The organism is Chitinophagales bacterium, assembly GCA_019694975.1.
Classification (GTDB): domain Bacteria; phylum Bacteroidota; class Bacteroidia; order Chitinophagales; family UBA10324; genus JACCZZ01.
The window spans coordinates 315,738-331,036 of sequence record JAIBAY010000001.1; the positions used below are offsets into that span (position 1 = coordinate 315,738).

The following is a 15,299-nucleotide window of genomic DNA, read 5'->3' on the forward strand; positions in this document are numbered from 1 at the left end:
CCAGGAAAAAATACCGGCCGCCTGCTGCAAAAAAATCAAACCTTCCGGCGACGTCACTGAAAAAACAATGCAGTGCTCCGGTATCTTTTGCCATACACATTGGTTTTTGCATCATGTTATTCCTCCAGAAATGCTGTAAGCGGACTGCTGGCCGTTGCGAATGAAGAAGTGGTTCCGAGTCTTGACTCATATGCAAGCCTGCCAGCTTCCACTGCCCATTTAAAAGCCATTGACATGTTTGCAGGATCTTCCGCCACGGCAATAGCCGTATTTACCAACACGGCATCGGCACCCATCTCCAATGCTGCTGCAGCATGTGAAGGTGCACCGATACCTGCATCAATAATAACCGGCACATTACTTTCGCGGATAATGATTTCCAGCATATCTCTTGTCTGCAATCCTTTGTTGGAACCAATAGGTGCGCCAAGTGGCATCACCGCCGCTGTACCCACTTCTTCCAGCCGCTTACACAAAACGGCATCGGCATTAACATATGGCAATACGATGAATCCCGATTTCACCAATGCTTCTGCAGCGAGGAAGGTCTCCACCGGATCCGGCAAAAGATATCTTGGGTCAGGATGTATCTCCAGCTTCAGCCAGTTTGTTTCGAGTGCTTCCCTGCCCAGTTCTGCAGCAAGGATGGCTTCCCTTGCATTTCTTGCGCCGCTGGTATTGGGCAACAGCTGAATGGGCAGCGACTTCAGGAACTTGCCCATGTCTTCATCATTCTTTGAAACATCCACCCGCTTAAGTGCCACGGTTACCATTTGTGTGCCCGATGCTGCTATGGCTTGTTTCATCAATTGCATGGAACTGAACTTTCCGCTGCCCAGTAAGAGGCGTGACTGAAACCGCTGACCGGCAATGATGAGGTCTTTCATATATTTCTCATTTCGTTTTCTGAAAACGTATTTATCAATTCAGCAAGGAACTGCCGCGCAGCTTCCTGCGGATGCACCGATTTATTGATGGCACCAGATACGGCAATGCCGGCAATACCGGTTTCCATCAGTGGCTTCACATCCGCCTGCTCAATGCCTCCTATTGCAATCACCGGCAGAAAAAATGCATGTTGCTGCATCATACGCATGATGTCCCGTATTCCTGCCAGTCCTAACACAGCATCCAGTTTATCCTTTGTGCTGGTGAAACGGAAGGGGCCCAATCCGGCATAGTGCACTTTAGCATCCTTAAGTTTCCACAATTCATCCCATGAATGCGCTGATACGCCAATGATGGCCTTTTCTCCCAGCATCTTAACAGCATCCGACCAGTGCATATCAGTTTGCCCCAGGTGAACACCATCTGCGCCTGCTTCCTTTGCTATCGCAGCATCATCGTTGATGATCAGCGTGGCGCCATAAGCACGGGTGATGGCGCGTACCTCCCTGGCAACCTGCAGCCATTCATCCCTTTCCGTATTTTTCATACGAAGCTGCACCCAGGAAACGCCTGCTTCGCAAGCCATTCTGACCTGCACGGTATGCGTAAAACCTGGCAGGTCTTGTGTGAGATAGTGCAGGGATGCAATCTGTCTACGCATACGCCGAAAGCAGTTTGATCAAACGATGCTCTCCCAACAAATCAATTGTACTCATTAAAAATTCAAATGTGTAAGCCTTTGCCTGCCCGCAACTGTTTTTTAGATCATGACCCTGCGCAAGTAATGCGGTGATGGCACTCGACAAAACACAACCTGAACCATGCTTTCTAAAGCCATTCAATTCCGGTGAAATAAAATTCCACCGCTGATTGCCGTGCAGCAGTACATCCGTTATTTTTCCATCCTCAGACGGATAACTTTTCAGGTAGACATTCGTGAATTGCTGCAAACTGGTTGTTGCGGCTAATGCATCTTCATTTTTCAACCATGCTTTCGCCTCCTCTGCATTCGGGGTGACGAGATAAACTTTCTTACAACAGTTTATAAACTCCTCCGTTTTGTAGTTATGATGAAATTCGAATCCGGCAGATGCATTGATTATTGGATCCCAGATTATTTTCACGTGAGGAAAGTGCGAATGGAGATAGTGCAGGATGGTATTCAGTTCATCAAGACTTTCCACTATGCCAATTTTCATAAATTCAACAGGGTACTTTTCCAGCAGCAATTGCAGCTGTGCAATAATTTCTTCCGTCTCAATCCATCGCACCTTGTAAAACCGGTCTTCTGTCTGCATGGTAAGTGCGGTGCAAACACCCAATCCATACACGCCCAGTTGTTCAGCTGTTTTAATGTCGGCCAGTATACCGGCACCGGCAGAAGGATCGAACCCAGCAAGGCTGATTATGTAGCGACGTTGCTTTTGCATAGATGCTGTACCCGTTTGAATTTTTCTACCGGCTCATCCGATTTCCAAATGCTGCCCAGCAAAGCCACTCCATAAAATCCAAGCCCGGCCGCCTTTTCAATTTTATCTTCATCCACACCGCCCAATGCAAATACCTTGTAATCTGACTTACTGATGACCTTCTGCAGAGAGTCTTCATGAAACGTGCTGCGATAACCAATCTTGGAGATACTGTCGAAAACCGGACTCAGAAAAACATATGCATAATCAAAGCGCTCTGTTCTTAAGGAACCGATTGTATGAAAGCCGGCCGTGATTTCCAACTGTGGCCGCCTCAACTTCAGGTATTTCATCAGCAGCCATGTTTGCCAGTAATGCCGCTTACGGTGATGCTCAGTGATATGAATGCCGGCGAGTTTATATGGTACACATAACTCATGATGCGAATGAATGACGATACGGTCACGATATTCCACCGGAACCCTGTTCAGTAATCTCCGCAGTTTGTTAGTGCTGAACCTGGGCTTGCGTAAGTGGTATCTTTCAAGGCCGGCTTTAAAAAGCGCGGTCATGATTTTCACTTCATCAGCTACCTCTTCAGGACTGGATATCACCACTACTTTCATTTATCCAAAATATTATTTGCCGTAGCTGCCGCGGATCATCACTTCAAGCTGCAGGCACAGCGTCAACGATTATGATTGCTTCACATATATTTCACCGCCGGCTTCCGCGAATTCACGGGCCTTTTCTTCAAGCCCCTTTTCGACTAACACTGTTTCATTGATTTTTAACTGCGCCGCATAATCGCGCACCTCCTGTGTAATCTTCATCGAACAGAATTTAGGGCCGCACATCGAACAGAAATGCGCCACCTTGGCATTATCCGCAGGTAACGTTTCATCATGAAACTCACGCGCCGTGTCGGGATCAAGTGAAAGGTTGAACTGATCCTGCCAGCGAAAATCGAAACGTGCTTTACTCAATGCATTATCGCGCAGCTGTGCTCCCGGATGTCCCTTTGCAAGATCGGCGGCATGTGCCGCAATCTTGTAGGCGATCACTCCATCCTTCACATCCTTCTTATTCGGTAAGCCAAGGTGCTCCTTGGGCGTCACATAACATAGCATCGAACAACCGAACCATCCAATCATTGCCGCGCCGATGGCTGAGGTAATGTGATCATAACCGGGAGCAATATCGGTGGTAAGCGGTCCAAGGGTGTAAAAAGGTGCTTCATGGCATATATCAAGCTCCTTCTCCATGTTCACCTTGATCAACTGCATGGGAATATGTCCGGGCCCTTCTATCATGGTCTGAATGTCGTGCTTCCACGCCACTTTTGTCAATTCTCCCAAGGTCTCCAGTTCCGCAAACTGCGCATTGTCATTTGCATCGGCTATGCTGCCAGGACGCAGTCCGTCGCCTAGTGAAAATGAAACATCATAGGCCTTCATGATCTCACAGATGTCTTCAAAATGGGTGTATAGAAAACTCTCCTTATGATGTGAAAGGCACCATTTTGCCATGATGCTTCCTCCGCGGGAAACGATTCCTGTTACACGACCGGCGGTGAGCGGAATATATCTCAACAATACGCCGGCATGCACTGTAAAATAGTCAACACCCTGCTCCGCCTGTTCGATGAGTGTATCACGATAAATTTCCCAGGTGAGGTCTTCGGCCACACCGCCAACTTTTTCCAGTGCCTGGTAAATGGGCACAGTACCAATAGGCACCGGTGAATTGCGGATGATCCATTCGCGGGTCTCATGAATATTTTTTCCTGTGGAAAGATCCATGATGGTATCGGCGCCCCAACGGCAGGCCCACACTGCTTTTTCCACTTCTTCTTCAATGGAAGAACTGACGGCTGAATTGCCAATGTTGGCATTGATCTTTACCAGGAAATTACGGCCAATTATCATTGGCTCGCTTTCCGGATGGTTGATATTGGCAGGAATGATGGCGCGGCCTCGTGCCACTTCATCGCGTACGAATTCCGGTGTTATCAATTTTACAGGAAGGCTTGCACCAAAGTTTTCACCGGCATGCTGCTTTTTCAGGTCAGCATATTGCTCACTCCATTCATGTGTGCGCTGATTTTCGCGAATGGCGATATACTCCATCTCAGGTGTAATGATGCCTTTCTTCGCATATGCCATCTGCGAAACATTGTGTCCCTGCTTTGCCCGTAAAGGCATGGGTATATTTTTAAAATGGATTTCATGGAGCGCCCGGTCATTCATCCTTTCATTTGCATAAGCCGAAGAGAAAGACTTCAGCGCCTCCACATCTCCTCTTTTTAAAATCCATTCACGCCGCAACGGATGCAGCCCTTTATGCACATCCACTGCTGCAGCCGGATCAGTATACGGCCCGCTTGAATCATACACCGTAACACTGACATGCTGCTTTTTCACTGTTCCGTTCTTCAGCTCCATTTCATCTGAAGTTGAAATTTCCCGCATGGCCACTTCAATATTGTGCAGCGGTCCTTTCACATAGACTTTCTTTGAAGCCGGAAATGGTGTGCGGGTAATGGTACCGGCATCCGGTAGCTTACGATGATCTTTCATCTTTTCTTTCTTTATGGATTGCAATTATTGCTTACTGCGATTAATGTATTGATACGTGTTATCTATTCATCCACCTTGCGCCGCTTCAATAATGATTATTTCATCATTTTCACGCAATTCGAATTGCTGCCAGTCTTTCTTCGGTATCACTGTCGCGTTCACAGCAACGGCCATTCCGCTTTTCTGATGCAGTAAAAGACTTTCCAGCAAAGCATGCAGGTGATTTCCCTGTTCAACTTCGAGCCAGTTACTGTTGACTTTAATTTTCATAATAACTCATTTTGTCCATGCTGACCGTTCTGCCGGTATTACAAGCAGCAGCCTGATAAACAAAGTGTATTTCATTAAAATGATAAAAGCAAGAAAACTGAAGGGCGGGATCCATTTAACTTTTCCCTTCGCAGGAATTACCCTGATCAGGTGTTAAGGGTTTCGTCTCAGCCCCAGGTAAAAGGGACACCCCTAAAGTTTTCTTGAAACGAAATTATGAAATTAAACGGTACAATACGCTTAAATAACTAATGGATAGTAACCACATGCAAATGAAGCTGGTTAACCTGAAACCTTTGGGAGGGTAACATCAATGGTAAAATAGAACCGGCTTCCTTTTCCCGGTTCACTTTCAACCTGAATTTCACCGCCCATCATGTTTACCAGCTTGCGTGCAATAGACAAGCCCAGGCCGGTGCCGCCAAATTTGCGCGTGCGCATTGTATCAATCTGGTGAAATGGCTCGAAGATAATTTCCTGCATTGCTGCTTCAATGCCAATTCCATTATCAATCACTTCCGTGAGTATGGTAATCCTGTCATCATCACGTTTTAAAAGTTTACTACTCACGGTAACAAGTCCGTCGTTGGAGAATTTAACCGCATTGCCGATAAGGTTTACCAGTATCTGCCGGAACCTCATCTCATCACCAAACACCAGCACCGGTATTTCACGGCCGACCTTCAGTTCAATCTTTATGCGTTGCTCCTTTGCCTTTAGTTTGAAGGAGCGGACAACATCTTTCATTAAGCCACGGAAGTCATAGGTATTATTGATCAGTTCCAGTTTGCCTGATTCAATCTTTGATATATCCAGCAGGTCGTTGATCAGCAGCAGTAAGGAGTCAGCTGAATACTTTACAATTTCAACATATTCCTGCTGTTGTGATGTAAGCTTCGATTGCAGCAACAGGTCGGTAAAGCCCATGATTCCATTCATCGGCGTCCTTATTTCATGGCTCATATTTGCCAGGAACTGGCTCTTGGTGCGGTTCGCCGCTTCTGCCGCCTCTTTGGCTTCCTGCAGCGATTTCTCAAAAATCTTTTGCTGCGTAATATTTCTGCCAAGCACAGAAACGCCAATAATACTTCCGTCATCCACCCTGATCGGACTCAGCGAGTATTCGATAAAATTATCTGTTCCGTCAACATCATAATGATCCACCTTGCTGAATGAATCACCTGTTAAACACCTGTCGTAGCGCGCTGACCACGTGGCGGCCACGTCAGCAGGTAAACCATCCGTAATCAGCGCGCCTTGCTTCATGTTAATGCCGTAGTAGTTTTTAAATGCATCGGCAATGGGCTTGTTAAAGTTGAGCATTCGTTTATGCTCATCCACCGACCAGATAGCCTCTTCACGGTTTTCGATGAGTGCGAGCAGCTGTGCCTGGCTCTTTCTTACCGCATCCTCCATTGCCTGCCGCTCAGTGATATCCACTGCAGTGCCGACTATACTTACCGGCATATTGTATTCATCGCGCACCAGCTTTCCTTTGGATTCTATAACAATGTACTTTTCATCGGCCTGCTTTGCCCGGTAAATATGCTGGAACATGGCTGTTTCGCCGTACAGGTGCCGGCGTAACTTTAACAATAATCCCGGCAGGTCTGCAGGGTGAATGGTCTGTTGCCATTCATCAAAATACTGCGGAACAGTATCCGGCTTGCTGCCAAACAATTTTCGCCACGATTCATTAAAAGTAACCTTGTTGGTAATCAGGTTCCAGTCCCATATGCCAACCTGTGTTCCGGCAATAGCCGCATTCAGCCTTACCTCACTGCTGCGCAAGGCGCGCTCCGCTGATTTTCTTGCAGAAATATCTATGATGCCCACCACCAGCACATTCCTGCCCTGGTAAATGTGCGACCTCGAAAAAACTTCAATGTCAATTTTCTTACCATCCTTTTTAACACCGACGAGTTCTTCCAGAAAATTTTCACCCATCATGATCCTGCGCTTCATTTCTTTTCGGAAAGAAGTATCGTACAACTTCAGTATTTCTTTGCCTTTCAGTTCGTCGCCTTCATAACCGAACATTTTCTGAGCAGAGTTATTAAAATCTATCACCATTCCATTTTCATGAATGATAATAGCTTCACGCCCTTCCTCCATGAAATACTTCAGCCGCTCACGGCTCAGCACCAGTAACCGTTCTGCACGCTCTTGCTCCGATATATCCTCCGCTATTGTTGAATAAAAATCAACTTCATTGTTTTCATCCACATGCACCAGGATGGTCTGTGCCACCGGAATTTCACGGCCATCCCTTGCCTTAAACATTGTTTGTCCTTTCCACGATCCATCCTTTATCGCTGCAGGCAATCCAACTTTAAAAATCATTTCCTCAGCAGACCTGGTCAGCAGGTTTTTCAAACCAAGGCGTGAAATATCCTCCTCCATGCCAAAACCCAGCAGCTGCCTGCCGGTGCGGTTCATATAGCGTAGCCCCTTACGGTCTATCATGGCAACAATAAACGGACTGGCTTCAATGATGGAAACAAGCCGTTCCTCTTCGATCTGCTTGCCGCGCATTTCGGTTACATCCTTCAATACAATCAGCCTTATCTCTTTACCCTGGTAATTGATTGTTTTGCCCGTCAGTTCAACATACTGAATCTGTCCTTTCTTGTTGTATATCTCACGTACCACCGGTGTTGGCAAATTTTTGCGGATGGTTTCAAGGATTTTAGCGTGTTCTCTCTGTGGCGTGAAGCTGAAGATTGATTTCCCGATCACTTCTTCGCGGCTGTAACCGAACATTCTTAATGTAGCATCATTCAGGTCGGTGATAATTCCTTTTTCATGAATAAGTATGCCTTCCGAGGAAGCCTCCAGCAGGAAACGCAGCCTGTCATCACTCCGCTTAATCTCCGCCAGCTGCTGCTTCTTCGCCGTCACATCGTGCATACTGATCAGCCGGCAGGTGGTGTGCCCCTGATCATCGTGCACAGGCACAGCCTGCACTTGTGCCCAGAAACCCTGTTCATTTTTCTTCTTGAGTAAAAACTCAGCTTCTGCCGTATCTTCTTTCAGGCATTTATCCCTGAAAAGCTGATAGTCATGCTGCCATTCACCGGATACGAGGAGCCCGATACCCTCCTGCTGCAACCATTCTTCCCTGCCATAGCCGGTCAGGTCACAGAAATTTTTATTGACCTGGATGATAAGCCCTGACTCATCTTCAATGGCCAGTGCCACCTCCAGGTTTTCAAAAATCCTGAAGTAACTGATGTCAGTAAGCAATGCATTCATAAACTGTGTCGTGCCACTTGATGTGAACCGCTGATTGTACTACGAATTTAGCAACATTTTCCGCCAAAAGGCCGCATACATTGATTAACCGCCTGGCAGATCAACAGGTAATAACAGGATGATTTGAATCGAAGCGATAACTTCGATGCATTCAGTCCAGCTGCTGACAGCAGCGCAACAATTACATCTGCTTAGTTCCTGCACCCTTTAGATTTGTTTCCTGAATTATTTGGAATCGCATGTTTCTTTTCTATTTTTACCCATACCTATTACTTTTATTCAATACACATAAGAAGTTACTGTCAACTTGAGTTAAAGGATCTTATCACTGAAAAAACACATCGTTCATGAAAGTTTACGACGACAAGCATATCAAGAACATTGTATTGCTGGGCGCTTCCAAATCAGGTAAAACAACACTGGCGGAAACCATGATGTTTGAAGCAGGTTTAATCAGCCGCAGGGGAACCGTGGAAGAAGGCACTACCGTTTCCGACTATCACGAAATAGAGCAACAGCGCGGCAATTCTGTATACATGACCTTCATGCATACGGAATGGAAGGATTATAAGATAAACATCATTGATACACCCGGGCTTGATGATTTTATTGGAGAAGTGATTGCTGCGCTTCGCGTTTCCGACACAGGCATTATGGTGTTGAATGCCCAATACGGTGTGGAAGTAGGAACGGAACTGATCTGGAATTATGTAAATCAGTTTAACAAACCGGTTATGTTTGCCGTTAATCAGCTCGACCATGAAAAATCAAACTTTGAAGAAACGATAGAACAGGGCAGGAAGCGATTCGGGAACGCATTCACGCTCATGCAATATCCGGTAAATGAAGGCTCAGGCTTTAATGCCATCATTGACCTGCTGAAGATGACCATGTATAAATTCGGCCCGAACGGGGGAAAACCGGAAAAATTACCAATACCGGATGCAGAAAAAGCGAAGGCTGAAGAGCTGCATAACAAACTGGTGGAAGTTGCAGCTGAGAATGATGAAAAACTGATGGAGCTGTATTTTGAAAAAGGATCCCTTGATGAAGATGAACTGCGGCAGGGTATTAAAGAAGGCATGATGAAACACCAGGTATTTCCTGTCTTTTGTTTGTCGGCTAAAATGGATATGGGATCAGGACGTATGATGGGCTTCATCGATAATGTTGCACCATCCGCCACAGAGATGCCGGCAGAAAAAAGTGCCGATGGCCATGATGTACCGTGCAATCCCGCCGGACAGCCTGTATTGTTTGTATATAAATCGCTGATTGAACCACACCTTGGCAACCTTTCCTTATTCAAAGTTATTTCCGGTGAGGTAACCGCCGGACTTGACGTCACGAATGCTGCCAATGGCAATGTGGAGCGGATCAATCAGTTATTTATACTGGACGGTAAAAACAGGAATCCTATCAATAAACTCACGGCGGGTGACCTCGGTGCTACACTGAAACTGAAGAATACGCAAACAAATCAGACGCTGCATGGCAAAGGCAATGCAATCACTATTAATCCGATTGAATTTCCGGAGCCGAGAATAAGTGTTGCCATCATTGCTAAAAATAAAAATGATGATGAGAAAATAGGAGCCGTGCTGGCCGATATCCACCGGGAAGATCCAACACTGAATATTGAATATTCGCGCGAGCTGAAGCAGGTAATTATGCATGGGCAGGGTGAGCTGCACCTGCAGGCCATTCGCTGGCGACTCGAGAACATCTATAAGATGCAGATTGATTTTGAAAAAACAAAAATACCCTACCGCGAAACCATCAGAAGAGAAGCACGCACAACCTACCGGCACAAAAAGCAATCAGGTGGAGCCGGCCAGTTTGCTGAAGTGGCCATGATGATTGAACCCTACCGGGAAGGCTATAAAATTCCGGTTGATTTTACATTGCGTGGTAAGGATGAGATTGAACTGGAATGGGGCGGAAAACTGATCTATCATAATTGCATTGTCGGCGGTGCAATTGATGCGCGATTCCTGCCTTCCATCCTGAAAGGTGTGATGGACAAGATGACGGAAGGGCCTACCACCGGATCGTATGTACGCGACATTAATGTTTATGTGTATGATGGAAAGATGCATGCCGTTGATTCAAATGATATGGCTTTTAAGCTCGCCGGCATGATGGCCTTTAAGGAATGCTTTCAGCAAGCTGACCCTAAACTGCTTGAACCGATATTTGACCTGGAGGTGCTGGTGCCGGAAGAACAAATGGGCGATGTGATGAGCGACCTGAATACACGCCGGGCCATCATTATGGGCATGGATGCACAAGGCATATACCAGGTAATCAAAGCACGGGTACCATTATCTGAACTCGATAAATATTCCAATACACTCCGTTCGCTTACGCAGGGAAAGGCCAGCTTCAAAATGCGGTTTGCGGCTTATGAACTGGTGCCGGGAGAAATACAAAAACGCCTCGCGGAAGAATACCAGAAACATGCGAAAGATGAACATTAAGCTGATTCCTCAATATCGTAATGATCTATAAATTGTTAAAGGTTGTTTTGGTGAGACCGTTTGCCTGCTTCCTCTGTTGTTTGGTGTTGATTACGGCTTGCCAGCCTAAAGCCGGTATCACCACCATTGACCATCCGATGAATGCAGTGAATACTGAATGGAATGACTCCTTACACGGCGCCGCCAACCTGCAGGACCTGGCCGGCTTTCTGTATTTATCGTTGAAAGATGAAATCACTCCGGAACAACTGTCTGTGATGTTTCCTGATTCAGGTGACGTGGCTCAGATTTATGACCTCACCGGCACCGCCAAACAAGAAGCCAACATGAAAGCTATTGCTGACAGCGCCCGCAGCATGTTATCCAAAGGCTGGAAAAAGACAAAGCATGAAGCCGTTGAACTGAAAGTAAACTGGACAGATGCTGAATTTGTTCAATTGATGATTCAGGATATAGAAAATCAAAAACTGCCAACAAAAAAAATAATGCTTGAATGCAAATCAGGCGCGCAGACATTAAGAGCAAGCGCCCGCTGCCTGCAAATCGGCGACCGTTGGTTTATAGGAGAGGATATTAAGTTTGGTGTTTAATCTTTAACGTATTATGCCGGTATGGATGCATCGTAGAAGCAATGCAGCTGATTATTGTGGCTTCATGTGCATCATTAAGTGACAATATTTATCCTTGCATAACAGATACTGCATCATCATACAATTAAAAACTGTCTCAAAACAGACTATCAATGCGGTCATGCCGAATTTATTCCGGCATCTGTAAATAAATAGAAGAGATCATGATCAAGATCGATCGGGACAGGATGACTCCAGCCATTTTGAGATAGTTTCTATAAACAAACTTTTGTTAAGCTTACAGCAGATCATTCGCCAGGTTGGCCAGTTCACTTCGCTCTCCCCGCTCCAGTGTAATATGCGCATAAATGCTGCTGCCCTTGATACGGTCAATCAGGTAACTCAGTCCGTTGCTTCGTGAATCCAGATATGGTGTGTCTATCTGGTAAATATCACCGGTGAAAATGATTTTTGTGTTTTCCCCGGCACGGGTGATGATCGTCTTCACTTCATGCGGTGTGAGGTTCTGCGCTTCGTCTACAATAAAAAACACATTGGAGAAACTTCTTCCGCGTATGTAAGCCAACGGGCAAACCATCAGTTTCTCATTTTCCACCATGTCGTTGATCTGCCGGTATTCTTTATCCTTTTCAGTGAAACAGTTTTTGATGTATTTCAGGTTGTCCCACAGTGGCTCCATATACGGGTTGAGCTTGCTCTTGATATCACCCGGCAAATAACCGATATCCTTATTGCTGAGCGGCACAATAGGCCGTGCAAGATAAATCTGGTGAAAATTGCGCCGCTGCTCCAGCGCGCCGGCCAGTGATAAAAGTGTTTTACCTGTTCCTGCCACTCCCTGCATCGTCACCAGGCTGATCGCCGGATTCAGTATCGCATCCAGTGCACAAATCTGCTCTACGTTACGCGGCTGAATCTTAAAGGCCGGTTTCTTCTTTACCAGCTCCAGCATGCCGGAAACCGGATTATAAACCGTGACCACCGATGTCTCATGATGGTTCAGCGTGTAATAATGATTGGCCACCGGCCTGACTTTCTTGAACAACAGTGCCGCTTTGCATTGCCCTTCCTGAAACAGTTGATTAAGTACCTGTATCGGAAATTTATCGAGCACCGTTCTTCCTGTGTACAGCTCATCTGCACTTTTAATCTTGCCCGTCTCATAATCTTCTGCAGGAAGGTTGAGCGACTTCGCCTTTATTCTCAGGTTGATATCCTTCGTTACCAGCACTACCTTCCTCCCCGGATTTTCTTTCTGCACACGCAGCGCCGCATTCAGAATCTTATGATCGGCCTTCACCTCTCCAAATACAGCATCGGCATCTATACCATTCGGATGGCCCATCGCAATTTTAAACATACCATGCGTTTTGCCATTGATGTTGACCCATTGCTGCAATGAATCATTGGTGCTTGCCTTGTCAATATATCTTATGAATTCGCGCGCAGCGAAATTCTTATCGTCATTTCCCTTTTTGAAATTATCAAGCTCTTCCAGTACCGTTATGGGAACCACTACATCATGCTCTTTAAAATTCCGGATAGCCGTATAGTCATATATGATCACAGATGTATCGAGCACGAAAATCTTTCTGTCCTGATCCATAGGCGGATAAAATTTTCATAAAGCTATTATAGCAAGTGTTACAATAAATATCCTTTCACTAAAGAAATAAACATACCGGTGTTAGCCGTCCTCAAAAACAGATTTAGATCACATTTTTCATTTATTGCTGGGCGTAATGTATTAGAAGCTATCTCAAAATACTTGTAGTCATCCTTTCCCGATTGATCTTGATCTTTTCCATTTATTGACAGATACCGGAATAAATACGGCATGACCGCATTGATTGCCTGTTTTGAGATAGCTTCTGTTATGACTAGCATGCCCTTTTTAGCAGGTAAACTACACGTGAGACGGAAAGTGCGTTCAGCAACAACAAATATTCACGCTGTTCTTCGGCAAGAAGCAATGAAGGCGGATATTGGCATTCACCGTTTTCATCTGCTATCTTTGCCGCATAGCATCAGCATACGTGAGACGGAGAATAAATTATTATCGCCTGATATGGTTAAGACATGACTTGCCCGCAGGCCTATCCGTTTTCCTGGTTGCACTGCCACTTTGCCTGGGCATAGCACTTGCATCCGGCGCACCACCTTATGCGGGATTGCTTTCCGGTATTATCGGCGGATTGCTGGTTTCGCTGATCAGCGGCTCACAACTTGGTGTATCGGGTCCTGCTGCCGGACTTTCCACGCTTGTTGCGGCTGCCATCGTTTCTTCCGGCGACTATCGTGTTTTCCTGCTATCCGTTATCATCGCGGGCTTCTTTCAACTGCTGCTGGCATTGCTGAAATCAGGCAGCATCGCGAATTACTTTCCTTCATCCGTCATTAAAGGCATGCTTGCTGCCATCGGCATCATCCTTATTTCCAAACAGATTCCGCTGGCTATGGGCTATGATCAGCCAGATTTCTGGAGCAGCGGCTTCCTTCGCCTGTTCTCAGCAGAAAATTTTCAGGGAAATATTACCACACTTAACAGGCATTTCACGCGAGGAGCTATTGTTATCTCTGTATTTTCCCTGCTGGCTATTATAGTACACCGGCACCTTTTTAAAGGCAGGCTGAAAGTTATTCCCGCTCCGCTATTAGTTGTGGTGCTTGGTATGATAATCAATGAGGTGTTAAATATTGCCGGCAGCAATTTTTCATTAAGGCAAACACAGCTCGTCAATATTCCATCCAATATTTTTGCAGGCATATCATTTCCTGATTTCTCCAAATTATTTAGCAGTGCTGCGATCTGGCAAGACGGGCTCATCATCGGCTTGCTTGCAACGCTTGAAACATTGCTATGCGTGGAAGCGGTAGACAAGCTCGACAAACACAACCGCATCACTCCTGTAAACCGTGAACTGCTGGCACAGGGCATCGGCAATATCACCTGTGGTTTACTCGGTGGAATTCCGGTTACAGCTGTGGTGGTGAGAGGTGCTGCCAATGCTGATGCCGGAGGAAGAACAAAGTTATCTGCCTTCACACATGGTGCATTCATACTGCTCTCCGTTGCACTTTTCCCGGCCTTGCTGAGCAGGATACCTTACGCTTCGCTTGCGGCCATTCTGATTGTAACCGGTTACAATCTCACCCAACCCAAACTCTACCGGAATATGTGGAGCCTTGGCAGGAAGCAGTTTATTCCGTTCGCACTCACCATTGTAGTCATACTTGCCACCGACCTGCTGATAGGAGTCAGTATCGGGTTGCTCATTTCCATCTATTTTATTGTGCTGAATAATTTTCGTGCTGAGTATAAAATCACCAAGACTATGCAGCATGAAACGGAAGTGCATTACATCAAACTCAACAGCAATGTCACCTTTCTGAATAAAGTTAACTTACGAAAAGCACTTGATCAGATACCTTTATACAGCGTGCTGACGATAGATGGCAGTGAATGCAATTTCATTGATTACGACATCCTGGAAATTATCAGTGAGTATGAAAACAAAGCGCACGACCGACATATTGAAGTGCATCTCAAGGGAATTGAAAGGGTAAGCATTTCAGCAGTACACTGATCCTAAACGAATGTTGCATGTGCTCATCTGTATACGTCGTGCATGAAAACAAGATTCCTGTACTCCATCCTTCCGTAATAGTTGCCTGCACTACGGCATTTTCATCCATTAACAGCTGCGTTATATTAGAGCATAACTCTCACTGACCATTTGAAGGTGACATTAACAATGCCTTCTCTGTTTATACAGTTAATTGCAGAAGTCTTATTCGGATAACGCAATGCTGCACGCAAATGATCCG

At 45.8% G+C, this 15,299-nt stretch carries 11 protein-coding genes and 1 riboswitch; of the genes, 3 read left to right on the plus strand and 8 right to left on the minus strand.

The genetic code is table 11. The features are described 5' to 3' along the window. Window positions 1-116: 116 nt before the first annotated feature. The 7 genes from K1X61_01150 to K1X61_01180 all read right to left on the minus strand — a co-directional run bounded on the left by K1X61_01150 (window position 117) and on the right by K1X61_01180 (window position 8,401). A complete protein-coding gene (locus K1X61_01150; GenBank protein MBX7107229.1) occupies window positions 117-887 on the minus strand; it encodes a thiazole synthase in 771 nt (256 codons plus the stop codon). After that, window positions 884-1,549: a thiamine phosphate synthase gene (thiE, locus tag K1X61_01155; protein MBX7107230.1), complete on the minus strand. Its 666-nt coding sequence runs from the start codon at window positions 1,547-1,549 to the stop codon at window positions 884-886. The genes K1X61_01150 and thiE overlap by 4 nt, the downstream gene beginning before the upstream one ends. After that, window positions 1,542-2,318, minus strand: coding sequence for a hydroxymethylpyrimidine/phosphomethylpyrimidine kinase (locus K1X61_01160; protein MBX7107231.1), 777 nt, complete (start codon window positions 2,316-2,318; stop codon window positions 1,542-1,544). The genes thiE and K1X61_01160 overlap by 8 nt, the downstream gene beginning before the upstream one ends. Further along, on the minus strand, window positions 2,294-2,923 hold the full coding sequence (locus tag K1X61_01165; protein ID MBX7107232.1) for a thiamine phosphate synthase: 630 nt from the start codon (window positions 2,921-2,923) through the stop codon (window positions 2,294-2,296). Before K1X61_01165 ends, K1X61_01160 begins: the two co-directional genes overlap by 25 nt. A gap of 69 nt (window positions 2,924-2,992) precedes the next feature. Then, window positions 2,993-4,876 (minus strand): phosphomethylpyrimidine synthase ThiC, encoded by a 1,884-nt coding sequence (gene thiC / locus K1X61_01170; protein MBX7107233.1) that lies wholly within the window; start codon window positions 4,874-4,876, stop codon window positions 2,993-2,995. Between the two features lie 66 nt (window positions 4,877-4,942). Continuing rightward, window positions 4,943-5,146: a sulfur carrier protein ThiS gene (gene thiS, locus K1X61_01175; GenBank protein ID MBX7107234.1), complete on the minus strand. Its 204-nt coding sequence runs from the start codon at window positions 5,144-5,146 to the stop codon at window positions 4,943-4,945. A 106-nt stretch (window positions 5,147-5,252) separates the two neighbouring features. Continuing rightward, a riboswitch (TPP riboswitch) is annotated at window positions 5,253-5,350 on the minus strand. A 78-nt stretch (window positions 5,351-5,428) separates the two neighbouring features. Beyond that, window positions 5,429-8,401 (minus strand): PAS domain S-box protein, encoded by a 2,973-nt coding sequence (locus K1X61_01180; GenBank protein ID MBX7107235.1) that lies wholly within the window; start codon window positions 8,399-8,401, stop codon window positions 5,429-5,431. Window positions 8,402-8,748: 347 nt separating this feature from the next. On the opposite strand from K1X61_01180, the gene K1X61_01185 reads away from it, so the two are divergent. Together K1X61_01185 and K1X61_01190 are read left to right on the plus strand one after the other, a co-directional pair. Then, window positions 8,749-10,881, plus strand: a complete 2,133-nt coding sequence (locus K1X61_01185) for an elongation factor G (protein MBX7107236.1) — start codon at window positions 8,749-8,751, stop codon at window positions 10,879-10,881. Between the two features lie 20 nt (window positions 10,882-10,901). After that, window positions 10,902-11,471 carry a hypothetical protein gene (locus K1X61_01190; protein ID MBX7107237.1) on the plus strand — a complete coding sequence of 190 codons (570 nt, stop codon included), beginning with the start codon at window positions 10,902-10,904 and terminating at the stop codon, window positions 11,469-11,471. 277 nt (window positions 11,472-11,748) lie between these two features. Here K1X61_01190 and K1X61_01195 read toward each other — a convergent pair whose 3' ends face one another. Beyond that, window positions 11,749-13,077 carry a PhoH family protein gene (locus tag K1X61_01195; GenBank protein ID MBX7107238.1) on the minus strand — a complete coding sequence of 443 codons (1,329 nt, stop codon included), beginning with the start codon at window positions 13,075-13,077 and terminating at the stop codon, window positions 11,749-11,751. Window positions 13,078-13,507: 430 nt separating this feature from the next. Here K1X61_01195 and K1X61_01200 point away from each other — a divergent pair, with 430 nt between their 5' ends. Beyond that, entirely contained in the window at window positions 13,508-15,058 is a 1,551-nt protein-coding gene (locus K1X61_01200) for a SulP family inorganic anion transporter (protein MBX7107239.1), read from the plus strand. Window positions 15,059-15,299: the final 241 nt, after the last annotated feature.

Bases quoted from the DNA above. Each gene is read 5' to 3' on its own strand.
- thiS (MBX7107234.1), bottom strand. From the start codon at position 5,146: ATGAAAATTAAAGTCAACAGTAACTGGCTCGAAGTTGAACAGGGAAAT.
- K1X61_01150 (MBX7107229.1), bottom strand. From the start codon at position 887: ATGAAAGACCTCATCATTGCCGGTCAGCGGTTTCAGTCACGCCTCTTA.
- thiC (MBX7107233.1), bottom strand. From the start codon at position 4,876: ATGAAAGATCATCGTAAGCTACCGGATGCCGGTACCATTACCCGCACA.
- K1X61_01165 (MBX7107232.1), bottom strand. From the start codon at position 2,923: ATGAAAGTAGTGGTGATATCCAGTCCTGAAGAGGTAGCTGATGAAGTG.
- K1X61_01180 (MBX7107235.1), bottom strand. From the start codon at position 8,401: ATGAATGCATTGCTTACTGACATCAGTTACTTCAGGATTTTTGAAAAC.
- K1X61_01185 (MBX7107236.1), top strand. From the start codon at position 8,749: ATGAAAGTTTACGACGACAAGCATATCAAGAACATTGTATTGCTGGGC.
- K1X61_01190 (MBX7107237.1), top strand. From the start codon at position 10,902: ATGATCTATAAATTGTTAAAGGTTGTTTTGGTGAGACCGTTTGCCTGC.
- K1X61_01195 (MBX7107238.1), bottom strand. From the start codon at position 13,077: ATGGATCAGGACAGAAAGATTTTCGTGCTCGATACATCTGTGATCATA.
- thiE (MBX7107230.1), bottom strand. From the start codon at position 1,549: ATGCGTAGACAGATTGCATCCCTGCACTATCTCACACAAGACCTGCCA.
- K1X61_01160 (MBX7107231.1), bottom strand. From the start codon at position 2,318: ATGCAAAAGCAACGTCGCTACATAATCAGCCTTGCTGGGTTCGATCCT.